The 21,572-nt window shown below is 69.3% G+C and carries 23 protein-coding genes and 1 pseudogene; 19 read left to right on the top strand and 5 right to left on the bottom strand.

The annotated features are described in order from the left end of the window. The 17 genes and pseudogenes from ABD346_RS32685 to ABD346_RS32600 all read left to right on the top strand — a co-directional run. A pseudogene (locus tag ABD346_RS32685) lies at positions 1 to 171 on the top strand (amidinotransferase); the annotation flags it as partial. Between the two features lie 247 nt (positions 172 to 418). Further along, positions 419 to 730: a type II toxin-antitoxin system HicB family antitoxin gene (locus ABD346_RS32680; RefSeq protein WP_344379876.1), complete on the top strand. Its 312-nt coding sequence runs from the start codon at positions 419 to 421 to the stop codon at positions 728 to 730. After that, a complete protein-coding gene (locus ABD346_RS32675) occupies positions 727 to 2,004 on the top strand; it encodes a cytochrome P450 (RefSeq protein ID WP_344379875.1) in 1,278 nt (425 codons plus the stop codon). Before ABD346_RS32680 ends, ABD346_RS32675 begins: the two co-directional genes overlap by 4 nt. A 448-nt stretch (positions 2,005 to 2,452) precedes the next feature. Then, entirely contained in the window at positions 2,453 to 2,956 is a 504-nt protein-coding gene (locus tag ABD346_RS32670) for an AAA family ATPase (protein WP_344379873.1), read from the top strand. Between the two features lie 156 nt (positions 2,957 to 3,112). Further along, positions 3,113 to 4,141 (top strand): N-acetyl-gamma-glutamyl-phosphate reductase, encoded by a 1,029-nt coding sequence (gene argC / locus ABD346_RS32665; protein ID WP_344379871.1) that lies wholly within the window; start codon positions 3,113 to 3,115, stop codon positions 4,139 to 4,141. A gap of 115 nt (positions 4,142 to 4,256) precedes the next feature. Further along, a complete protein-coding gene (argJ, locus tag ABD346_RS32660) occupies positions 4,257 to 5,408 on the top strand; it encodes a bifunctional glutamate N-acetyltransferase/amino-acid acetyltransferase ArgJ (protein WP_344379869.1) in 1,152 nt (383 codons plus the stop codon). Next, entirely contained in the window at positions 5,405 to 6,370 is a 966-nt protein-coding gene (argB, locus tag ABD346_RS32655; protein WP_344379867.1) for an acetylglutamate kinase, read from the top strand. Before argJ ends, argB begins: the two co-directional genes overlap by 4 nt. Beyond that, the gene (locus tag ABD346_RS32650) at positions 6,367 to 7,572 is read left to right on the top strand and encodes an acetylornithine transaminase (RefSeq protein ID WP_344379865.1); all 1,206 of its coding nucleotides are present in this window, start codon (positions 6,367 to 6,369) and stop codon (positions 7,570 to 7,572) included. Before argB ends, ABD346_RS32650 begins: the two co-directional genes overlap by 4 nt. 231 nt (positions 7,573 to 7,803) lie before the next feature. Next, on the top strand, positions 7,804 to 9,327 hold the full coding sequence (locus tag ABD346_RS32645; protein WP_344379863.1) for an MFS transporter: 1,524 nt from the start codon (positions 7,804 to 7,806) through the stop codon (positions 9,325 to 9,327). 94 nt (positions 9,328 to 9,421) lie between these two features. Next, a complete protein-coding gene (locus tag ABD346_RS32640) occupies positions 9,422 to 10,192 on the top strand; it encodes an RDD family protein (protein WP_344379861.1) in 771 nt (256 codons plus the stop codon). 325 nt (positions 10,193 to 10,517) lie between these two features. Beyond that, positions 10,518 to 10,784 (top strand): ribbon-helix-helix domain-containing protein, encoded by a 267-nt coding sequence (locus tag ABD346_RS32635; protein ID WP_344379859.1) that lies wholly within the window; start codon positions 10,518 to 10,520, stop codon positions 10,782 to 10,784. Next, complete coding sequence (locus tag ABD346_RS32630; RefSeq protein WP_344379857.1) at positions 10,781 to 11,224, top strand: PIN domain-containing protein; 444 nt, start codon at positions 10,781 to 10,783, stop codon at positions 11,222 to 11,224. Before ABD346_RS32635 ends, ABD346_RS32630 begins: the two co-directional genes overlap by 4 nt. 744 nt (positions 11,225 to 11,968) lie before the next feature. After that, positions 11,969 to 12,226 carry a hypothetical protein gene (locus tag ABD346_RS32625; protein WP_344379855.1) on the top strand — a complete coding sequence of 86 codons (258 nt, stop codon included), beginning with the start codon at positions 11,969 to 11,971 and terminating at the stop codon, positions 12,224 to 12,226. Next, positions 12,223 to 12,600 carry a PIN domain-containing protein gene (locus ABD346_RS32620; RefSeq protein WP_344379853.1) on the top strand — a complete coding sequence of 126 codons (378 nt, stop codon included), beginning with the start codon at positions 12,223 to 12,225 and terminating at the stop codon, positions 12,598 to 12,600. Before ABD346_RS32625 ends, ABD346_RS32620 begins: the two co-directional genes overlap by 4 nt. 363 nt (positions 12,601 to 12,963) lie before the next feature. Continuing rightward, a complete protein-coding gene (locus tag ABD346_RS32610) occupies positions 12,964 to 13,632 on the top strand; it encodes a DUF4097 family beta strand repeat-containing protein (protein ID WP_344379851.1) in 669 nt (222 codons plus the stop codon). 234 nt (positions 13,633 to 13,866) lie between these two features. Continuing rightward, positions 13,867 to 14,265 (top strand): carboxymuconolactone decarboxylase family protein, encoded by a 399-nt coding sequence (locus tag ABD346_RS32605; protein ID WP_344379849.1) that lies wholly within the window; start codon positions 13,867 to 13,869, stop codon positions 14,263 to 14,265. After that, on the top strand, positions 14,265 to 14,471 hold the full coding sequence (locus ABD346_RS32600; RefSeq protein WP_344379847.1) for a hypothetical protein: 207 nt from the start codon (positions 14,265 to 14,267) through the stop codon (positions 14,469 to 14,471). Before ABD346_RS32605 ends, ABD346_RS32600 begins: the two co-directional genes overlap by 1 nt. Before the next feature lie 172 nt (positions 14,472 to 14,643). Here ABD346_RS32600 and ABD346_RS32595 read toward each other — a convergent pair whose 3' ends face one another. From ABD346_RS32595 to ABD346_RS32585, 3 genes are all read right to left on the bottom strand, one after another. Continuing rightward, the gene (locus tag ABD346_RS32595; protein WP_344379845.1) at positions 14,644 to 14,826 is read right to left on the bottom strand and encodes a hypothetical protein; all 183 of its coding nucleotides are present in this window, start codon (positions 14,824 to 14,826) and stop codon (positions 14,644 to 14,646) included. A gap of 76 nt (positions 14,827 to 14,902) precedes the next feature. Beyond that, a complete protein-coding gene (locus tag ABD346_RS32590; RefSeq protein ID WP_344379843.1) occupies positions 14,903 to 15,502 on the bottom strand; it encodes a 2'-5' RNA ligase family protein in 600 nt (199 codons plus the stop codon). 35 nt (positions 15,503 to 15,537) lie between these two features. After that, positions 15,538 to 16,995 carry a helix-turn-helix transcriptional regulator gene (locus tag ABD346_RS32585; RefSeq protein ID WP_344379841.1) on the bottom strand — a complete coding sequence of 486 codons (1,458 nt, stop codon included), beginning with the start codon at positions 16,993 to 16,995 and terminating at the stop codon, positions 15,538 to 15,540. A 239-nt stretch (positions 16,996 to 17,234) separates the two neighbouring features. On the opposite strand from ABD346_RS32585, the gene ABD346_RS32580 reads away from it, so the two are divergent. Further along, on the top strand, positions 17,235 to 18,077 hold the full coding sequence (locus ABD346_RS32580; RefSeq protein WP_344379839.1) for a DUF6415 family natural product biosynthesis protein: 843 nt from the start codon (positions 17,235 to 17,237) through the stop codon (positions 18,075 to 18,077). 196 nt (positions 18,078 to 18,273) lie between these two features. Beyond that, entirely contained in the window at positions 18,274 to 19,587 is a 1,314-nt protein-coding gene (locus ABD346_RS32575) for a methyltransferase domain-containing protein (RefSeq protein WP_344379837.1), read from the top strand. Positions 19,588 to 19,845: 258 nt separating this feature from the next. On the opposite strand, the gene ABD346_RS32570 is transcribed toward ABD346_RS32575, so the two are convergent. Then, a complete protein-coding gene (locus ABD346_RS32570) occupies positions 19,846 to 20,310 on the bottom strand; it encodes a helix-turn-helix transcriptional regulator (RefSeq protein ID WP_344379835.1) in 465 nt (154 codons plus the stop codon). Then, on the bottom strand, positions 20,307 to 20,855 hold the full coding sequence (locus ABD346_RS32565) for a replication/maintenance protein RepL (protein ID WP_344379833.1): 549 nt from the start codon (positions 20,853 to 20,855) through the stop codon (positions 20,307 to 20,309). Before ABD346_RS32565 ends, ABD346_RS32570 begins: the two co-directional genes overlap by 4 nt. Positions 20,856 to 21,572 lie beyond the last annotated feature (717 nt).

Below are 21,572 nucleotides of genomic sequence, written 5' to 3'. Positions count from 1 at the left end.
CTCGGGCTCAACGCGGTCAGCGACGGCCTCAACGTCGTCCTGCCGGAGGCCGCCGTGAAACTGGCCGGCGACCTGCGCGACCGCGGCTACAAACCCTTCCCCATCGACCTCTCCGAACTGCTCAAAGGCGGCGGCAGCGTGAAGTGCTGCACCCAGGAACTGCGCCCCTGAGCGACCCGGGAGAAGAGGGAGTACGGCGCCACCTTCACGCCGCCCCCTCACGTGCGCGCCTGCCCCTCACCCGGGGCAGGCGCGCACGTGCGTTTCGGGGCCCGGGAGGACCTGTTCAACTGTCCAATTTCCACCCCTGACCACCCCTGGCGATCACCAAAAAGGCCAGGTCAGAGCCGTGCTCGCGGACCGCGCAGATGATCGGTGCGCCTTGTCGGCCGGGCGCCTCCCGGCCACTGTGACGCCCATGGACCTGACGCCGTACGCCGACCGGCTCCGCCGTGAGCCGATGCTCGCAGCCGACGCCGGCGACGCCGCTGCCCGCACGCGCGCCGAGCCGCTGCTCGCGCCCGCGGCCGGCGCCGTACGGCCGCTGCGGCCCGCCCCGGACCCGTTCGACGACCGCGTCATGGCCCGCATCCACTTCCGCCTGCCCGAGCGCCTCAAGTCCCGCATCGAGGAGGCCGCGAGCCGCCAGGGCCTCTCCGTGAACGGCTACCTGGTGCGGGCGGCCGCCGCCGCCCTGGAGCCATTCCCCCTCGAAGGAGAAACACCATGACCACCATCGTGTCGGAGCAGGTCACCGAGGCCGCCGAGGCCGCCGAGCAGGTCCACGCGCTCACCTCGGAGCTCGTGAGCGACCCGGTCCGCGGCTACACCGAGCTGCGCCGCCAGGCCCCCCTGGTCCGCGTCACGCTGCCGGACGTGGAGACCCCGGTCTGGCTGGTCACCCGGTACGAGGACGCCAAGGCGGCGCTCAGCGACCCGCGGTTCATCCGCGACCAGGGCAAGGTGCCGGGCCTGGAGACCGACGGCCCGAGCATCGCCGAGCAGATGATCGAGGCGTACGGGCTGCCCGCCGAGTACCGCGACTACCTCGGGATCATGGTCCTGGTGGACGGCGAGGAGCACAGCCGGCTGCGCAACCTGGTCACCAAGTCGTTCACCGCGCGCCGCATCAACGCGCTGCGCCCGCGCATCGAGCAGATCACCCGCGACCTCATCGCCCCGCTCGCCGCGAAGAAGCAGGCCGAGCTCCTCGAAGACGTCGGCTACCCGCTCGCCTCCACCGTCATCTGCGCCCTCATCGGCATCGACGACGAGGACGTGCCGCAGATGCAGACCTGGATCCGCGACTACGCCTCCGGCGACATCGACCTGGTCATCCCGGCCCTGCGCAACATGGTCGAGCACTCCAAGACGCTCATCGCCCAGCGCCGCGCGGTACCGAAGGACGACCTGATCTCCGGGTTCTTCAAGTCGGGCGAGGAGGACGGCCAGGCGCTCACGGAGACCGAGATGGTCGCGCTGATCCTGCTGCTCATCAACACGGGCATCACCCCGCCCGCCCTGTTCATCGCGAGCGCGGTGCTCGCCCTGCTCGACCACCCCGAGCAGCTCGCCCGCCTGCGAGCCGAGCCCTCGCTGCTCGGCCGCGCCGTGCCGGAGCTGCTCCGCTTCACCTCGCCCGTCCCGATGGGCGCCCCGCTGTATGCGACCGAGGACCTCCTGTTCGCGGGCATGCCGGTCAAGAAGGGCGAGGCGATCACCAGCGCGCTGCTCGGCGCGAACTTCGACCCGGCCGAGTTCAAGGCCCCCGAGCAGCTCGACATCACCCGCGAGCTCGGCCGGGGGGTGGGCCACGTCGCCTTCGGGCACAGCGCGCACTACTGCATCGGCGCCGCGCTCGCCCGTCTGGAGGCGGAGATCGCGCTCGACCAGCTCCTCATCCAGAACCCGGGCACCACGCTCGGGGTGGCCCGCGAGGACCTGGAGTACTTCGACCTCCCCGGCGAGGGACGTCACCTGCGCAAGCTCCCGGTAAATCTCTGAGCGACACCGCGGGCGGCACCAGCCCCGCCCGCACCACTTCAGGCGCCCGGCCAAGGAGACCCTCTCCTTGGCCGGGCGCCTTTTGCCGTCCAGGTCAGGGCAGGTGAGCGGGGGCCGGGAGGCGGCTGCGGCAGGCCCGTACGGGGCCGGTGGATTCGCGCCAGGAGGGCGTGCCCGGACAGCTGGTCACTGAACGCGACCGGGGACATTGCGGTACAACCGTGCAGACGCCGGTTCCCGGGAACAGCACGGAGCTCCACGCATCCGGACGCACCGCCTCGGCGTCGGGGGCCGTGCGCGACACCGCGCGCACCTTCACCTTCGGCCGTCGTCCGCATGCGACGGCCCGGCCCCGCCGCCCAGCGGCCCGCCGCTGCCGCAGTCCTCGGCCCGCGACGACCTCGCGGCAGGGCCGGCCGCCCACCACCCACTGCATTGGAGACGAGCCGTGCCCGACACCGCCTTCCCCTCTCCGGTCCTGATCGTGCTGCTCGGGGCAGCAGGGAGCGGCAAGACACATCTGGCCACCACCTGGCCCGCCGAGAGCGTTCTGGAACTGGACACCTTCCGTCAGTTGATCTGCAACGACGTGCGGGATCTCGACCAGGACGCGATCGACGAGGCGGTCTTCATGCTGGGCACCGTCCTGGAGAGCCGCCTGGCCAGGCGGCTGACGACGGTGGTCGACGCGGCCGCCAACAGCGACCCGGTGATGCGCGCCAAGCTCCTCGAACTGGCCGAACGCTACGAAGTCCCCGCCGTGGTGCTGATCCTGACGACCCCCCTGGAGCGGTGCCTGGAGCGCAACGCCCGGCGCCCGCCGCACCACCGGCTGCCCGACGACGTCGTGCGCGCGCAGTACGCCGAGGCCGTGGACGCGGTCGCGGGCCTGCGCGCCGAGGGCTTCGCGCACGTCGAGGCGCTGTACGGCGGAGGTGCCGCCGTGGCCTGAACGCGCGGGCGAAAGCGCTCGATCCGTACGCCGAAAGCCCCGGACCGGAAACCGGCCGGGGCTCTCCCGGGCATTGAACTTGTCATGTCCATGGTGAGTCATATTGATGCGCGGGGCACCCTCCGAGAAAGTCGGGACATCGACCGGGAGGGGAACATGACAGCGCGAGTAGCCGTTGCCGGAGCCAGTGGATACGCGGGGGGCGAGCTCCTGCGCCTCCTGCTCGCACACCCCGCAGTGGAGATCGGCGCACTGACCGCCAACTCCAACGCCGGGCAGCCGCTGGGCCCGCTGCAGCCGCACCTGGCCCCGCTCGCCGGGCGCGTACTGGAAGCCACCAGTGCCGAGGCGCTCGCCGGGCACGACGTCGTCTTCCTCGCCCTGCCGCACGGCCAGTCGGCCGCGGTGGCCGAACAGCTGGGCCCGGACGTCCTGGTCGTGGACTGCGGGGCGGACTTCCGCCTCAAGGACGCGGCCGACTGGGAAGCCTTCTACGGCTCCCCGCACGCCGGGACCTGGCCCTACGGCCTCCCCGAACTGCCGGGCGGCCGCGCTGCGCTGGAAAAGGCCACGCGCATCGCGGTGCCCGGCTGCTATCCCACCGCCGTCTCGCTCGCCCTGTTCCCCGCCTACGCCGCCCGCCTGGCCGAGCCCGAGGCCGTGATCGTCGCCGCCTCCGGCACATCGGGGGCGGGCAAGGCGCCCAGGGCGAACCTGCTGGGCAGCGAGGTCATGGGCTCGATGAGCCCGTACGGCGTCGGCGGCGGCCACCGCCACACCCCCGAGATGTCCCAGAACCTCTCCGCTTGCGCGGACGAGCCGGTCGGCATCTCGTTCACCCCCACCCTGGCCCCGATGCCCCGCGGCATCCTGGCCACCTGCTCCGCGAAGGCGAGGCCCGGGGTGAGCGGGCAGGACGTGCGGGCCGCGTACGAGAAGGCCTTCGCGGACGAGCCCTTCGTCCGCCTCCTGCCCGAGGGCCAGTGGCCGGCCACCGCCGCCGTGTACGGATCCAACGCCGTCCAGGTGCAGGTCGCCTACGACGAGAGCGCCCGGCGCATCGTCGCGGTCAGCGCCATCGACAACCTGACCAAGGGCACCGCGGGCGGTGCGGTGCAGTCCATGAACATCGCCCTCGGCCTGCCCGAACAGACCGGACTTTCCACGATTGGAGTCGCTCCGTGAGCTGGGGGCCCCTCCCAGCGGTAGCCGGGGGAGACCGCGCAGCCACCGGGCCGCGGACGACGACGACAGCCGCACCGGCACGCTGCGCGGGCGGAGAAGCGAACGAGGAGACACAGTGAGCGTCACCGCCGCCAAGGGATTCACCGCCGCGGGTTCCGCCGTCGGCATCAAGAAGAACGGCAACCCGGACCTGGCCCTCGTGGTCAACCGGGGCCCGAGCTTCGCCGCCGCCGGAGTCTTCACCTCCAACCGGGTGAAGGCCGCCCCCGTGAAGTGGTCGCAGCAGGTCCTCAAGGGCGGCCGTGTCCGCGCGGTCGTGCTGAACTCCGGCGGCGCGAACGCCTGCACCGGCCCGCAGGGCTTCCAGGACACCGTCGCCACCGCCGACAAGGTCGCGGACGTGCTGGGTCTGGACGCGGCCCACGTCGCCGTCGCCTCCACGGGCCTGATCGGCACCCTGCTCCCCATGGACAGGCTCCTGCCCGGCATCGAGCAGGCCGCCGGTGAACTGTCGGAGCACAGCGGCGAGAAGGCCGCCATCGCCATCAAGACCACCGACAGCGTCCACAAGACCGCCGTCCACCAGGGCGCGGGCTGGACGGTCGGCGGCATGGCCAAGGGCGCCGGCATGCTCGCCCCGGGCCTGGCCACCATGCTGGTCGTGCTCACCACGGACGCCGACGTGGACGCGGCCGGCCTGGATGCGGCGCTGCGCGATGCGACCCGGCAGACCTTCGACCGGGTCGACTCCGACGGCTGCATGTCCACCAACGACACCGTCCTGCTCCTGGCCTCCGGAGCTTCCCGGCTCACCCCGGAATACGGGGAGTTCGCCTCCGCCGTACGCGCCGTCTGCGACGACCTGGCCCGCCAGCTCATCGGGGACGCGGAGGGCTCCTCCAAGGACATCCGCATCGAGGTGGTGGGCGCCGCAAGCGAGAGCGACGCCGTCGAGGTCGGGCGCTCGATCGCCCGCAACAACCTCCTCAAGTGCGCCATCCACGGCGAGGACCCCAACTGGGGCCGCGTCCTGTCCGCGATCGGCACCACCTCCGCCGACTTCGACCCCGACCGCCTCAATGTCGCCATCAATGACGTCTGGGTCTGCAAGAACGGCTCCGTCGGCGAGGACCGCGACCTGGTGAGCATGACGGGCCGGGAGGTCCGCATCACCGCCGACCTCGCCGCCGGATCCGAGTCCGCCGTCATCTGGGCCAACGACCTCACCGCCGAGTACGTCCACGAGAACAGCGAGTACTCCTCATGACCGTTCTGACCTCCTCCCTCACCCCCACCGGCCTTGCCGCCGCCCGCAAGCACACCGCGCTGCCCAAGGCGGACGCCCTCGTCGAGGCGCTGCCGTGGATCGCCCGCCACCAGGGCAAGACCATCGTGATCAAGTTCGGCGGCAACGCCATGGTCGACGACAAGCTGAAGACCGCCTTCGCCGAGGACATCCTGTTCCTGCACCACGCGGGCCTGCGCCCGGTCGTCGTGCACGGCGGCGGCCCCCAGATCAGCAGCCAGCTGGAGAGACTCGGCCTCGAGTCCCAGTTCACCGGCGGCCTGAGAGTGACCACCGACGAGACGATGGACGTCGTACGGATGGTGCTGGCCGGCCAGGTGCAGCGCGAACTGGTGGGCCTGCTCAACCGGCACGGCCCGCACGCGGTCGGCATGACCGGCGAGGACGCCCGCCTGATGACCGCCGACAAGACGTACGCCGAGATCGACGGCGAGCAGGTCGACATCGGCCGCGTCGGCGAGGTCACCGACGTGGACGCCGGAGTGGTCGAGGCGCTCCTGGACGACGGCCGCATCCCCGTCATCTCCTCGATCGCCCGCAGCACGGACGCCGAGGACGCCGCCGACGGAGGCGTCTTCAACGTCAACGCCGACACCGCGGCCGCGGCCCTTGCCGCCGCCCTGGACGCCGAGATGCTGATGATCCTCACCGACGTCGAGGGCCTGTACGCGGACTGGCCGCACAGCGAGGAGGTCATCCCGCGGCTGAGCGCCACCGAGCTGGAGAACCTCATCCCGGACCTGGCCAGCGGCATGATCCCCAAGATGCGGGGCTGCCTGCACGCGGTGAGCAACGGGGTGCGCGCGGCCCGCGTCATCGACGGCCGGGTCAAGCACTCGCTGCTCCTGGAGATCTTCACCGACGAAGGCATCGGCACGATGGTCGTGCCCGACGGCACACCCCGTGAGGGAGCGGCGGCATGAGCGGCGAAGGCGCCAATACCGGCCTGACGCGGCGCTGGCAGGGCGCCATGATGGACAACTTCGGCACTCCGCGCGTCCCCCTGGTCCGCGGCGCGGGCACCCGGGTGTGGGACGCCGAGGGCACGGAGTACCTCGACTTCCTCGGCGGCATCGCCGTCAATTCGCTCGGCCACGCCCACCCCGCCGTCGTCGAGGCGGTGTCCGCCCAGGTCGCGGCCCTGGGCCACGTCTCGAACCTGTTCATCGCCGAGCCGACCGTGGCGCTCGCCGAGCGGCTGCTGGAGCTGTCGGGCCGCGCGGGCCGGGTGTACTTCTCCAACTCGGGCGCCGAGGCCAACGAGGCCGCCTTCAAGATCGGCCGCCTGACCGGCCGGCGCCACATGGTCTCCACCGTCGGCGGCTTCCACGGCCGCACGATGGGCTCTCTCGCCCTCACCGGACAACCGACCAAGCGGTCTGGTTTTGGGCCGCTTCCGGGCGACGTCACGTACATTCCGTACGGAGACACCGAGGCGCTGCGGGCGGCCGTCACCCCCGAGACCGCGTTCGTGATCCTGGAGCCGGTCCAGGGCGAGAACGGTGTGGTCGTTCCTGCGCCCGGATATCTCCGGGCGGCCCGCGAGATCACGTCGGCGACCGGCACGCTCCTGGTCCTGGACGAGATCCAGACAGGCATCGGCCGCACCGGCCACTGGTTCGCGGCCCAGGCCGAGGGCGTCGAGGCGGACGTGGTCACGCTCGCCAAGGGCCTCGGCGGAGGCCTGCCCATCGGCGCCACCCTCGCCTTCGGGCGCGCCGCCGGCCTGCTCACCCCCGGCACCCACGGCTCGACCTTCAGCGGCAACCCCGTGGTGTGTGCGGCCGCCCTCGCGGTCCTCGACACCATCGCGGGCCAGGGCCTTCTCGACCAGGTCAAGCGGACCGGCGAGCAGCTGCGCCGCGGCATCGAGGCCCTCGGCCACCCGCTGGTGAAGGAGGTCCGCGGAGCCGGCCTCCTGCTGGGCATCGTGCTCGCCGAGCCGGTCGCCGCCCAGGTGCAGCAGGCCGCCCAGGACGCGGGCCTGCTCGTGAACGCGGCGACCGCGGACGTGGTCCGCCTGGCCCCGCCCCTGATCCTCTCCGAGGCCGACGCGGACACCTTCCTCGCCCGGCTCCCGGCCGTACTCGGCGCCGCCCTGAAGGCGGCAGCCCCGGCCGCCTGACGCGGAAGAAACCCAGGTCCACGACGCGGTACGCCGTACCTGGTTGCGCACACTGTGCGCAGAGTCGTACAGTGTTCTCAGAAGGCGCACGGTGTACGTGCACACGGCCAAGGTTTGAGACCGGAAAGGGACTGGAAAAAACCGCTATGCTGGTTTGATAATTGGCTCCAGAAGCCCCACCCCCCTGTCGGCCTCGGGTCGCCGGGCTCACGCCGTTCGAAAGGTTTGATGATGGAGACGACGGAACGTCACCCACGCCGGTGGCTCATCCTGGTCGTGCTGTGCCTCAGCACCCTGGTGCTGGTCATCGACAACATGGTGCTCACCGTGGCGGTCCCGACGATCGCGGAGGACCTGGGCGCGAGCGCTCAGGACCTCCAGTGGGTCCTCGAGTCGTACATGCTGGTCTTCGCCGGGCTCCTGCTGACCGCGGGAAGCCTCTCCGACAAGTTCGGCCGGCGCAAGATGATGATCATCGGTCTCGCGCTGTTCGGCGCGGCCTCGGTGGTGGCCATGGAGGCCACCTCGCCCGAGATGCTCATCATCGGCCGCTCCCTGATGGGCGTCGGCGGCGCGCTGGTCATGCCGTCCACCCTCTCGATCCTCATCACCGTCTTCGACGAGGCCGAGCGCCCCAAGGCGATCGCCGTGTGGTCCGCGGTCGCGATGGTCGGCCTGGTCGGCGGCCCGGTCCTCGGCGGCGCGCTGCTCGCCCAGTTCTGGTGGGGCGTCGTCTTCCTCATCAACATCCCGATCGCGATCCTGGCGATCATCGCCGCGATGGTCCTGATGCCGGAGTCCAAGGGCCCCTGGCGCAAGGCCGACCCGGTCGGCATGGTCCTCTCCGTCGTCGGCATGAGCGCCCTGGTCTGGACGATCAACGAGTTCCCCAAGGGCGGCCTGTCCCACCAGTCCACGCAGATCTCCCTCGCCGTCACCGTCGTCGCGCTCATCGCGTTCGGCATCTGGGAGGCCCGCTCGAAGTCGCCGATGGTCCCGCTCGCCCTGTTCCGCGACAAGGTCTTCACCGGCGCCAGCTTCTCGCTGGTCCTGCTCACCCTGGCCAACGGCGGCCTGATGCTGGTCCTGACCCAGTACCTCCAGTTCGTCCTCGGCTACACCCCGACCGAGACCGGCCTCGCCTTCACCCCGCTCGCCGTCGCGACCCTGCTGTTCAACACGATCGGCGCCTCGCTGATCGCCAAGACCGGCAACCGCGTCATGGCCGTCCTCGGCCTGCTGATCATCGCCTCGGGCTTCGCGCTCCTGGCCAACCTGACCACCGAGTCCGGCTGGGGCGTCCTGGCCGGCGCGATGGTCCTGATGGGCGCGGGCTCCGGCCTGGCGATGCCCGCCGCGATGGCCGCCATGATGGGCGCCATCCCCGACGAGCACGCCGGCGTCGGCTCCGCCCTCAACGACACCATCCAGCAGGCCGGCGCCGCCCTCGGCGTCGCCATCCTCGGCGCGATCCTCTCCAGCACCTTCACCAACAACATGCCCGCCGACGCCCCCGCGGCCGCCCGCCACTCCATCGGCGACGCCCTCGCGGCCTCCGCCAACGACAGCAACCTGCTGAACGCCACCCACAGCGCCTTCACCGACGCCATGTCCGCCAGCTTCCTCGTCGGCGCCGCCGGCGTCGTGGGCGCCGCGATCCTCGCGGTGTTCCTCATGAAGGGCAAGGACAAGGAAGCCCCGGCCACCGAGACCGCCGACCAGAACCCGGCGGACGCGGTCCTCGCCACCCACTGAACCCGACCCCCCACCACACAAGGATCGCGAGAGCGGTGACCTGGGCCCCTGCCGGCCGAGGCCGCCGCTCTCGCCGTATCAGCGGGAGACGCCCATGCACCCCACCACCCCCCAGGACCCCTTGGCACCCGAGAACCGCCCCGCGATCGCCCGCCGCGCACTGGCCTGGGCCGTCGACTTCGCCCTGGTCCTCGCGGCCGCGTACGCGATCGGCGTCTACACCGTCCACCAGATCACCGACGTCTGGGACAACGCGCCCCAACTGGGCGTATCCACCTGGCAGTTGATCACCGGAGACGGCGACGCGATCGACCGGGCGGGCCAGTTCGCCACATCGCTCTGGCACCAGGTGGTGTCAGCGGTGATCCAGGGCTTCCTGCTCCTGTGCGCGGCCACCTTCGCCTACCACTGGGCATGCCTGACGTTCACCGGCCGCACCCTGGGCAAGGCGCTGCTCGGCATACGCCTGACCCCGCACACCGCGGGCCGGGCCGCCGCCCGGGCCGCCGTGACCACCCTCGCGGACGTGGGCTGCTTCGCCTTCGCCTGCTGCCTGCTGATCTCGGGCCACCCCGTCTGGTCGGTGATCGCGTGGCTGGGCGCGGTGGCGGTGTTCTGGTTCAACGCCCTGTCGGCGTACTCGGGCCGCACGGTCGCCGACCGGATGGCAGGCACGACGGTGGTGAACGCGACGTACACCGACCCCGCGCCCCAGCCCGCGTTCCAGACCCCGGCGCCGCCGTACGCCGCGCCGGCGCCCGGCCCGTACACCCCGGCACCCCCGCAGCAGACCCCGCCGCCCTACGCCCCGCCCATGCCCCAGCACCAGCCCGCCCCCGCCCCCCAACCGGTCAGGACACCGTGATGCAGACCCCCCGGAACCACCGCCCGCTGCCCGCCCCGGCCCTGGCCTGCCGCCTGTGCGCACCGCGTACGCGCGCAGGCGACGGGAGAAGCCCTTCGTACCGGCGGGCGAAGGACGTGACGTGGGAGTACGGAAGCCGCCACCACTAGCCGAGGGAGACGTGCGGGGTGAACCCGCCGGCGTTCGGGGACTTGGGGAGTACGTCGAGGACGGCTCGTACGGGCGCGGGCGGGTCCGCAAGCCCGTCCGTCGACCGGTCCTCGGCAACAGGACATGGGGAAGTGCACCGAATACATCAATCCGGTACATGGACTACCCTTGGTACATGTCCATGAAGCGCACCAACGTCTACGCCGACCCCGAGGACCTGGCCATCATCAAGGAGGCCGCCAAGCGCCGAGGCATAAGCGAGGCCGAGATCATCCGCCAGGGCATCCACCTTGCGGCCATGGCGAACCGGGTCTGGGACGAGCCGCTGTTCTCACGGACCTTCGAGGGGCACGGGCGCACGCCGTCCAAGTCCGAGGTCCGCGACACGGTCACCGAAGCCGTCCGGCGTGAGACCGGCACGGGTTCCGGATCCGCCGCGTGATCATTGTCATCGCCGATACGTCCGGCCTTCTGGCCGCCCTCGACACGGCTCATCCGGAACACCGGGCGGCGAACGAGGCGATTATGGCGGCGGGCCTGCTGGTCATGTCCCCGCTCCTGCTGGCCGAACTGGATCACGTGGCGACGCGTGAGCTCGGCAGGGAAGCCGCCCTCAGCGCGGTCGACGACCTGCGTCGCTGGATGAGCCGGGGTCGTGTCGTCATGCCGGAGATCACCGAGGACCACCTGGGCGCCGCCCAGTCCGTCCGCGCCCGCTACCGCGCGCTGGACCTCGACCTCGCCGACGCGGTGAATGTGGCGCTCGCCGCCGACTACGACACGGACGCGGTTCTCACCCTCGACCGACGAGACTTCCGAGCCGTGCGCCCGCTGGGCCGCTACAAGGCGTTCCGGGTACTTCCCGACGACCTCCCGCTCTGACGCAGAACCCTCGGCGGTCAAGTGCCCGCCGCCACAAGAGACCGCGCCTGCGGTCGGCCACCGTCGGCCGTTCCCTGCGCAACACCCTGCGAGGTCCCGTGACCCACGACCCGCGCGCCGGCGGTTCTGCGCCCCGGTACCCCCGCCACCGTCGTCCGGAAGCCTCGGCCGGTACCCGACGTACCTCGGCCCCGGCCACGACGTCGGCATCCCCCGGGTGGAGCACATCGAGTCTGACGAGTTCCTGGCAAGCTATGGGTCCGCGCCCATGCTCCGGCCCGGCGACCTGCGCGACCCGATGCGGCCCCCCCCGGCATGCCCACGGTCGCATCGGACGCCCTGACGAACGGGGACGAATGCTGAACCGGACCCAGGCCCCGAGTACGTACGTGACCCCCGAGTGCCGCGAGGCCCGCAACCTCCGCTGGGACACGGGCCACCTCCACTGCCCGGGGCCACTCGAAGTACGCCAGCCCTCGGGGGCGCTGCCCCTGGAAGTCCTCAACTGCGCATGCCGCTGCCACACGGTCCCGTCCGGAACCGCCCGGTGAACCCGCCTTCGCGTACGTCGCCGTCGGAACTGCCCCGACCTCGCGACGGCACGGAAATGGATGCACGCCCCCCGAGCGACGGCCCCGTGAGCTGCTTACGAGTCCGGCAGATCCGATCCGGAGCTCCTTCCCACAATGCGATACGGGTACGGGTACGTACCCGTATCCTGGAGGGGTGGAGAGGAGCACCACCATGACCGACGCCAACGTCCGCATCCCTGAGGAAGCCAAGGACCGCCTCGCGGCCATAGCGGCCAGTGAAGGGCTCTCGCTGCGGGCCTACCTCGCCCGCCTCGCCGACACCCTGCTCACCCCTCAGGAGAGGGAAGAGCGGGCCGAGCAGGCCCGGGCCGCGCTCAAGAAGTGGAACGGGTACGCCCCGACGGCCGCCGAGCAGCAGGACCTCGACGCCGAACTGGACCACCGCCTGGCCCGGGTGACCGGCCGGTGAGCGAATCCGTGCACATCGTCCTGGACGAGACGGCGATGGCCGCGGCCGGCTCGGGCAACGTCCTGGCATCCCGGCTCATCCACCGCGCACACGCGGAGCCGGGCTGGTTCCTGTATGCCCCGGCCTGCGCACTCGTCGAAGCCGAACGCAGCCGCCCCGGAACGGCCGAGCACCTCGCCGCGATGCCCGGCATCATCGTCCTGGACCTGGACCTGCCCGCAGCCCTCGCCATCGCCCCGCACGAGACCTGGGCCGCCGCGCACGCCGAGCACACCGCACAGCCCACCCCGGACCGGCCGGACGGGGCGATCGTCGCCACCACCGCCCCGAAGCGCTGGGAATCCCACCCGGTCCGCGTCCTGGACCTGACCTGACCTGACGGCCCGGCGCCCGGCCAGCAGCCGGGCACCGGCAACCGCAGGACACGTCAGGACTGCTGTCGTACAAGAACCCTCAGCCCTTGCCCAGCGTCCGGCCGAGGAGCGACATCAACCCGTCCCAGTGCCGCTGCGACCGGGCGGGGTCGAAGGCCGCGGTGTCGGCCATGGTGAAGCCGTGCAGGGTGCCGGGACAGACCTCACGCCCCGCCCCTGCGACCTGGACCCGGCCCCCTTCTGAAGCCCACTGAAACCGCAATAACGCCCCACTGAAACCCACCCCGCGCACTCTCTACGACATCGACACCGCGGCGAACGAAAACCGCAGCCGCACAAGACAACGAGTCGCAGGAGCCCACCGTGCAGAAGTTCACCACCGCCGCCCCGATCACCGCCGTCCTCGACATCCCCGCCGGCCGCATCCAGGTCATCGCCGCCGACAAGGCCGACACCACCGTCGACATCAAGCCCGCCGACGCCTCCAAGAGCCGCGACGTGAAGGCCGCCGAGCGGACCACGGTCGCCTACGCCGACGGAGTCCTGCGCATCGAGACCGTGGTGAAGAACGAGTACTTCGGCGCCTCCGGCTCCCTCGACGTGACCGTCCAGGTCCCCGCGGGCTCCCGCATCGAGGCGAAGTCGCAGGCCGCCGAGTTCCGCACCGTCGGACGCCTCGGCGACGTCACCTTCGACGGCGCCCACGGCACGGCCCAGATCGACGAGACCGCGAGCCTGCGCCTGACCGTCCACGCCGGAGACGTCTCGGTCGGCCGCCTGGCCGGAGACAGCGAGATCAGCGTCGCCGCCGGCGACATCACCATCGCCGAGGCCCTGCGCGGCACCCTCACCCTGCGCACCGAGTCCGGCAAGATCTCCGTCGGCGCAGCCCAGGGAGCCTCCGCCACGCTGGACGCGGGCACCAGCTACGGCCGCATCCACAACGCCCTCAACAACACCGAAGGCGCGGCCGCCGCCCTGAACATCCGCGCGACCACGTCGTACGGCGACATCACGGCCCGCAGCCTCTGAGCACCCGTACGAGCGCCGCGCCGCAGATGGCCACGGACGACCGGACCACCCCGAATCCCATTGAACCGACAACAAAGTTCCCACCGAAGTTCCCACCGGGGATCTCACCCCGTACCGCTCCCGGAGCCGGGCCTAAACTGGTCACAGGGCCCGCTCCGAGAGCCGGTCCTGGCAGCTCGCGGCCAGAACGGGCTGGGCCGGATCAGGCAGGCGGGGCCCTCTGAGGAGGCCGTCATGTCCGCCACGGTCAACCGCGGCGAGATCGAAGCCGACATCAAGGAAACCCTCGGCCTGGTCCCGCACTTCTTCCAGAGCATCCCCACCGAGCTGCTGGCCCCCGAATGGGAGATCTTCAAGCGGATCGAGCTCGGCGAGACCCTGATCCCGAACAAGTACAAGGAACTGATCGGCGTCGGACTCCACGCCGAGACCAAGTGCCGCTACTGCAGCCTCTTCCACGCCGAGGCCGCGAAACTGTTCGGCGCCACCGACGAAGAGATCCAGGAAGCCGTCCACTACGCGAAAGCGAGCCTGGGCTGGAGCGCCTACATCAACGGCATGCAGGAGGACTACGACCAGTTCGCCGCCGAACTCAAGCAGGTCACGGACTACGTCAGGTCCAAGGCCGCCTGATGGAACTCGAACGGATCCGCCCCCTGGTGCTGCGCGGCACCTTCCACGCCTACGAGCTGGCGGCCCTCATCGCGGCGGCCCGGTACGTCGTGGAGTCCGCACCGGCCGAGATCCCCACCGAGGCACTGGACCAGCTGAACCAGCTGCTCACCGACTACGAGCACCATGTCCGCAACCTCACCCCTCAACCGCACCAGCACCACTGACCCCCCGCCCCCAGGTCCCGGCGCCCACCCACGGCCGCAGCCGGGACCGCTGCGATGACGCCGCCCAGAAGCCCTGCCGGAACCGTCACCCCCCGGCCCGAGCCCGCACCGGCAGCGTCCCGACGTCCTCCGGGATCCGGCGCGGGGGCAGAACACAGGCCTCGATTGGTGGTCAGAAGAGGCGGAGGAGCCGATCACCGACAATGACCTTGATTTCCGTGGCATCGGTGACCTCGAACAGAGTCTCGTCCATCCCTGGCTGTGCGTACTTGCGATGCATCAGGGCATCTTGGACGAAGCGTTGCTTCTTACGGCTGACGTAGACCGTAGGGCACGCCGGCACGTTCTGCGTCATCGCACGTCTCCCTACCGGTCATGGACGCGGCGGCATCCAGAGGCCCTGCCCCGCATCACGATTTCTCGTCTTTCTGTCAGCCGAGCGGGCACTTGGCGAGCGGCTCCCACTCGTACATGTGCTGATCGCGGTGGATGACGATCAGCTCTGCGTGGGTAACCCGACCCTGCGCAGGCGGCACAGCGGCCTGGGCCAGTGCTGACGCGAAGGGAGCAGCAGAGCCGGTGCCGTTGCTGTAACCGAGGGACACGTGCGGCGTGAACCCTTCGGCGCGTTCTGGCACTTGAGGCAGGACATCTCCGATCCCAGCACGGATCGCGTTCCGAACCGTCCGCACTGCGGCGTCGGGCTGGACAGCGACGAGAATGGCTTCCGGGTCGACGACCGGCGCCTGCAAAGTCACGTCGAAGGCAGGAATGCCAGACAGGCGCGCCTCGGCAGCCGCAGCGATGTTGTGTACGTCCTGTTCGTCGACCTCGCCGACGAAGCCGATGCCCTGCATGGTGAGGTGGAGCCACTGATCCGGGATGAGGTCGAGGCCGCTGAGCGGGGCGAGCACGGATCGGTAGGCGGCAGCGAACCGATGGATGTCGCTCTGCCCATCGAACGTCAGGTGCCAGGTGTAGAAGCGCCGCCCCACGCTCCAGCCGGGCCGCCACCACCAGTGATCGCGCATGCAGTCAGAGGCTGTCGTCATAGCCCCGGATCCAATCAGTGCGCACCCTCTCCTGACGAGAGGGCCAGGTGGCGCGGTGCTGAGTCCTGACACCAGTCCGCCAATGCCCGGCGTGCCGCCACAGTTGCCGATCCCGTCGCGGCGGGGCCGGAGATCATGAGCTGTCCGAGATCCTGCATTCGCTGCGTGATGGGGGCCAGGCGCTGCTCGGGGGGCATGGCCAGCACGGGGGCGAGCACGGTCATCACGCCTTCGGGCTGCCCAGTGCCTGCCAGGGCAATGGCACGAGTGATGTGAATCTGCGCCTCGGTGCCGTACGCGTGGACCGGCTGCGCCTTGAGGTGCTCCAGCGCGCGGTCTGCCTCGGCAAGAGCGTCTCCGAAGGCACCGATGCGCAGATGGGCTCCGGCTGCGTAGTTCTCCTGCCGTGCCGCAGGACAGGCGAAAATACCGCCAATCTCGTCCGCGTCACTGATCTCCTCCCGAGCAACGGCAGCGCGCTGCAGAGCTGCTTGTGTCTCCTCGGCCGCGCCCAATTTGGACCAGGCGTCAGCCTCCTGACATGCCAGCAATGCACCCACGGTGCCGCAGGAGCGGTACAAGGCGCCGCGCCGAGCATGCTGGATGGCGTCGCGGAGTCGACCGTCCCAGAAAGCCACCTTGCTGCGGGTGGAAGCCACCCAGGCCCGCAGATCACCATGGCCAGCCATCTCGGCGCACAGCCAGGCCGTCCGCCCCTGGGTCTCGGCCGCGCGAAGATTGCCCAGGTCGCTGGAGATCCAGGCCAGGAGGCCGCACAGATAGCCGGCGGACACGTAGAGGTCGATGGAGCGCTGAGGGGGCTGATGTCCCTCGATGAGCCCGAAGACCCGATCGCGTAAACGCCGGGCTCGGCCGAACAGTTCGACAGCATCACCGGTGAGGTACTCACCCGCCAGCCCCTGTACATCGGCGAAGATCTGCTCCAGGGCGATGTCCCCGACGTTGGTGGATTCCACCCACTGAGCCCAGGCCGCAGATTCGCTCGCAGCGACCAGAACATCGTCTCGCTCCGGTGGCTCCGCGACGGGCAGCATCCGGGGGATGGGCGGCGATGGCGTTTGAGCCTGGTGACGCAGTACTCGCACATCGTTCTCGGGCAGGACCCGATAGTCGTCCAGATCGAGGATGTCCTCGACGGCGCAGCCGAACACCGCCGCCATGGCCACAAGCACCGACAGGGTGGGGCGACGAGCGCTCGGCCCGGGCCACTTCTCCCACTTGCTGACCAATGATGCGTCGGCCGCAATGACCTGACCAGGACGGTTGCTAATGCGCTCTGCGGTTTCCTGCAAGGTCCATCCGTGGGCGTGACGCCACGCTTCCCGGGGCCGCATACGAAAGCGGACACGCATTTCCACGGCGATCTCCACGACGGTGCATCCGGCCGTGGTCATTTCATGGCGCAGGGCATCCCGATCGCGTTTGCTGCCCGGCCGGGGCGTTGTCGTCATCGCTCTCCCTCTGCGCGAACGAAACGGCCCCACCCAAAGTAGCCATCACCGCCCTGATCAGGGAACGTGCTACCTGATCACGAGCGACACCATCCGCCCAAAACGCACCGGGCGGACAGCGAAAGCAGCAGGTCAGCAACTTCTGCCTGTGCCAAAGAAGTTGGACATCACCGACCGTGACACCCAAAGGCGAGATTGGAACTGTTGAGGCATCAAACCGACACACGCCGGGAGCCCTCGTGAACACCAGAACATCACCATCGACTGTCGCCGATTGGCTGGCCAGTGGGCACCCCATGCCGTCGACAGCCAAGCACGAGTGGGACCGGCAAGGGGTCGCGATGATCCCGACAGGCCGGGCATTCGACACGGTCCGGCTCTCGGCCGCCCTGGTCCACGCAGCAGCAGGCGGTACTTCGCCCGAGACCGTCGCGGACGCGTTCGGTCGGATGCTCACCGAGGGTGCCGTTATCCACGACGCCTATGGCACTGGCGTCTGGTACTACGCCCTAGTCCCGGTCGGTACCTGCACGAGGTGGCAAGCACCCGACGCCACTTGCCTGCTGGCTGATGGGACTTGGATCGGCGTGCCACGGCTGAACCGCACAACCCGGCCCGGCCCGTACTGGATCCTGCCCCCGCAGAAGCCGCAGGATCTATGCCTTCCCCAGGCCGTGACCGACCTGATCCGGCACGGACGGCAGCGGCTGGCCCAGCCTTGCGCTACTCCCGTACCCGACAGCAATCGCCAGCCGGTCCGGGAATTCTGTGCCCAGCTCGTGTCCCCCGGTGTACCGACGATGGACCTTGCCACAGCGGATGACGCCCTCACGCGCACCTGGGGCTACCTGATGACGCTTCTTCCCGAAGTGGAAGAGGCAGCCAGCAAGCTACCGCTCGACGATCCACTACGAGCCCGGGCCACGATTGGCGTCGCAGAGACGCGACGACAGCTCGATGCAACGACAGCGTCGAGCAACCTGGCGACCACGATCGAACGGACCCAGCGCCTCGCCCGCTGCTGCCTGGGACGGCTCAACCACCTCGACGAACTCAGGGACCGGACTCAGCCCACGCGCTGAGCCGTGCCTTGGATGCATTGTGCCGATCACGAAGCAGGTACATCTACCGTGACCGAGAAAGACCCTGGGAGGTACGGGTGAGTGTCATAGAGAGCAAGCACCGTTCACCGATCGGGGACGACGGCCACCAGCCGAACCGGCCCGTACCACCGCCACCGCCACCGCCTCCCCCCGCGCCGGAGAAGAAGTAACCGGGATGACTCCGGTCCAGCCCGACCCCGCCGCCCTCGCCGACCGCCTGCTCGCGGACATCGCGAAGCAGCTGGGGCGGCCCCTGCCAGCCCGGTACGAGGCCGCACTGCAGGCGACGCCCAGGCACCTGTTCCTCCCGGACCGCCTGTGGCTGCGGGACGGCGCTGGCGGCTACCGGCCCTGCGACAAGAACACCGATCCCGACGGCTGGTGGACGGCCGCCTACACCGACACCCCTCTGGTCACGCAGTTCACCGACGGAGCTCCGTCGTCGTCGGCATCGATGCCGTCGATGGTGCTGCGCTCCCTGCTGCTCGCCGCCACCAAAGGGGCCGAGCCCGGAGCGGTGCTGGAGCTGGGAACCGGCACCGGCTTCAACGCCGCCCTGCTGTGCGCCCTGTACGGGCAGGACCGCGTCACCACGCTCGAACTCGACGAGACACTGGCTGCCCAGGCCACGACGCGCCTCAAGGCTGCCGGACACGCCCCGCACGTGGCCGTCGCCGACGCGAGCACCGACCTGCCCGGCAACGGCATGTACGACATGGTGGTGGCGACGTTCTCGGTCGACCGCGTACCCGCCCACTGGCTACGACGCTGCCGCCCTGGCGGACGGATCGTCACACCGTGGTTCTCCGACTGGTGCGCATACGGCACCGCGGCCCTTGACGTCACCCCCGGCCATGGAGCCGGAGGCCGCTTCCATCCGTTCGGCTCGTACATGGCGATGCGCACCCAAGCAGTCCCTGGCATATCCAACTCTCTTACTCAGCAAGGGAGTTCGCTGCCAGGAGCGCAATCGATGACCGGTCTGTCACCGTGGGCCGTGGCGGGCGGCGACCTGGACGCCGAGTTCCACCTGGGCCTCGCCGTCCCCGGAGTCTCGTACGCATGGGACAGCAGCGGCGAGCACGTCCCAACCAGGCTGTGGTTGTACGGAGCCGACGGATCCTCTTTCGCCGCGATCGACTACGACGGAACGCAGGCCGAACAATTCACCGTCACCCAGCAGGGCCCCCGCCACCTGTGGGGCGAGATCAGCGCCGCATACGCGCGCTGGAGCCAGCTGGGCAGGCCCACAGTCGACCGACACGGGCTGACGCTCTCGCCTGACGGCACGCAGCGCGTATGGATCGACAGCCCGGAATCCGTACTGGCAACCGAAGGAGACCACGACCTCAACGCCGCAGCGGCCGGCCTCGAACTCAAAGAGGCCCTCGCCCTGGCGAAGTACCACGAACGTCAGCGCTCCGGCACCGCCTCGACGGGCATCCCGCACGCCGAGGCCCGCACCCGACTCGGGCTGGATCACGATTGATCCGGACGCCTGACAGGTCGCGCTTTGTTCTGCTCGGCTGAAACAAGACGGTACCGCTAGTGAGACCGACGACGGCTCCCGGTGCCCGCCCAATGTGGCGCTGACGGCACTAAAACGTGGCAATACCGGCACAGAACTCAGGGATGTGTCAGCGCTGCGCTGACACATCCCAACCGCTGCTGATACCGATCCCGCGACGTCGTCAGCCCGAGTACTACAGACGCGGAAGCCTCGTCGTGGGATGCCAGCGTTCTCGCCTTAGCCAGCCAGACGGAGATTTGGCCGGGCTTCTGGAGCGGGAGCGTCTTCGCCACCATCAGGGTCGGGGTCGAAGTCGGTGTCGGTACGAGGATCGCCACTGCGCGGGGGACGGATGTCTCCCGTAGGGAAGTTGAGGGGCCACACGAACGTGGCCGGGTCCTGCAGGTGGTTCACCATATGCGCCAACGATTCGTACCCGGCCAGTAGCGGGTGGATGAGCACGCTGCCGTGCCGTTGCCGACCCTCGATGAGGCCCTTGTCCCTGAGCTGTCCGATCGCCCGGGATACATGGCCCTGAGCAATGCCGAGACGCTTTGCCAGTTCCTGCTGCCTGATACGGACCAGGCCCCCCGGCTCCTGCCGTGCAGTGAGCACGTCAAAGACGTCTCGGGCTGTAGGGGACAGACGTGCGTTCGGCAGAACCTCGAAGATCTCCGGGTTGTGGAAGCCGGGAGTGCTCATCGCGTGGCCTCGTTCCTGGCAGGCGGGATGACGATTTCGTGCTCAGCTAGTGTCTCCTCGCCGAGCTCATTAAGCAGTCGGATCTGCTTCCGACTGCCCCATCGGTACGCATAGAGCGGGTGAAGCCGGTACAGGCCGCGCCGCTCCTTCCAGGTGAAGTTGTGCTTGCTCAGCTGCCCGATCGCCCTGGAGACCTTGGACTGCGAGCAGCCGAACTTGACGGCCAGACCCCTCTGGGTCATCTCCACCAAGCCTCGGTCGTCATGATGGACACTCAGGTGGTCCAGCACATTCCGGGACGTCTCAGAGAGGCCAAACTTCCACAGATTGTCCTGAACCACCTGAGACAGACTCAGATGTTTGCCGCCGTAGAAGGCATACGGCTTGATGTCCGGGTCAGTGGTGAACGTCCCACCCTTGCGGGCGATCTTTTCGAACGACTTCAGCAACTGCCGGGCGGTCTCCAGACCGTTGACAGTCTCCGTCGACGGAGACACCGGAAGCAGCTGCGCCGGCTTTGTGCTGCCCCTCGAACGTTGGGCCACGGCCTCTCCTCTGATCAACTCTGAGGAGGCATAACATACCAGCTTCGTTATTTTATTCGACAGATGCATGCAGCCGTCGGGCGTGTCCCTTGCCAAGAACGATCTATTCACCTACGTGCATGCATCTCGGACCCAACGCTGGAGATGCATGCAGCCTGAGTGCATGCATCTCCAGCGTTTCCGCAGGTCAGAGGCGTGCCGCTATCTTCTTCTTTAGACGCGCGCCGCCCTCCCCAAACAACCACCTCGGCCAGTTGGCCCGAAGCTTGGGTGCCCGTCACAACAGCGCTACCTGACTGAGGACGCCTGGCGAACCTTGACTGGGGTTCAACTTCCCTTGCCACGAGTTGGGTTGCGAAGCAATCTTCATCAATTAGCGAAAATACATGCTGCATCATCTACCCCCCTAGCCCTCTGCGTTCAAGTCTGATCTCATGTTAACTACGGCGGCTTTGGGATTGACTACCGTACTTTGCGCAGTAGTTGGGCATTGCGGGGCCGCTCCGGGCCCTTGGGCCTGGAGCGGAGCGGAGGGCTCTGCGCTTCGCGCAGTGCTTGGTTGGGTTTGGAGCGGAGCGGAAAACCTGCGCTGCGCGCTGGTTCGAGCGAAGCGAGGGTTTCTGCGCTTCGCGCAGCGAAGCGCTAGCGCTGGTCATCGCGCAGCGATGACCAATTGGAATCGGCGCAGCCGATTCTGTTCACTGTCCATTCGCGCAG

The sequence above is a fragment of the Streptomyces mauvecolor genome, assembly GCF_039532965.1.
Taxonomy (GTDB): Bacteria; Actinomycetota; Actinomycetes; order Streptomycetales; family Streptomycetaceae; genus Streptomyces; species Streptomyces violascens.
This window is presented reverse-complemented; position numbering and strand designations above follow the sequence as displayed.

Coding starts and splice junctions, on each gene's coding strand:
- ABD346_RS32650 (WP_344379865.1), top strand. CDS start 6,367: ATGAGCGGCGAAGGCGCCAATACCGGCCTGACGCGGCGCTGGCAGGGC.
- ABD346_RS32585 (WP_344379841.1), bottom strand. CDS start 16,995: ATGACGACAACGCCCCGGCCGGGCAGCAAACGCGATCGGGATGCCCTG.
- argB (WP_344379867.1), top strand. CDS start 5,405: ATGACCGTTCTGACCTCCTCCCTCACCCCCACCGGCCTTGCCGCCGCC.
- ABD346_RS32625 (WP_344379855.1), top strand. CDS start 11,969: ATGACCGACGCCAACGTCCGCATCCCTGAGGAAGCCAAGGACCGCCTC.
- ABD346_RS32640 (WP_344379861.1), top strand. CDS start 9,422: ATGCACCCCACCACCCCCCAGGACCCCTTGGCACCCGAGAACCGCCCC.
- ABD346_RS32600 (WP_344379847.1), top strand. CDS start 14,265: ATGGAACTCGAACGGATCCGCCCCCTGGTGCTGCGCGGCACCTTCCAC.
- ABD346_RS32595 (WP_344379845.1), bottom strand. CDS start 14,826: ATGACGCAGAACGTGCCGGCGTGCCCTACGGTCTACGTCAGCCGTAAG.
- ABD346_RS32680 (WP_344379876.1), top strand. CDS start 419: ATGGACCTGACGCCGTACGCCGACCGGCTCCGCCGTGAGCCGATGCTC.
- argC (WP_344379871.1), top strand. CDS start 3,113: ATGACAGCGCGAGTAGCCGTTGCCGGAGCCAGTGGATACGCGGGGGGC.
- ABD346_RS32645 (WP_344379863.1), top strand. CDS start 7,804: ATGGAGACGACGGAACGTCACCCACGCCGGTGGCTCATCCTGGTCGTG.
- ABD346_RS32635 (WP_344379859.1), top strand. CDS start 10,518: ATGTCCATGAAGCGCACCAACGTCTACGCCGACCCCGAGGACCTGGCC.
- ABD346_RS32570 (WP_344379835.1), bottom strand. CDS start 20,310: ATGAGCACTCCCGGCTTCCACAACCCGGAGATCTTCGAGGTTCTGCCG.
- ABD346_RS32675 (WP_344379875.1), top strand. CDS start 727: ATGACCACCATCGTGTCGGAGCAGGTCACCGAGGCCGCCGAGGCCGCC.
- ABD346_RS32575 (WP_344379837.1), top strand. CDS start 18,274: ATGACTCCGGTCCAGCCCGACCCCGCCGCCCTCGCCGACCGCCTGCTC.
- ABD346_RS32605 (WP_344379849.1), top strand. CDS start 13,867: ATGTCCGCCACGGTCAACCGCGGCGAGATCGAAGCCGACATCAAGGAA.
- ABD346_RS32590 (WP_344379843.1), bottom strand. CDS start 15,502: ATGCGCGATCACTGGTGGTGGCGGCCCGGCTGGAGCGTGGGGCGGCGC.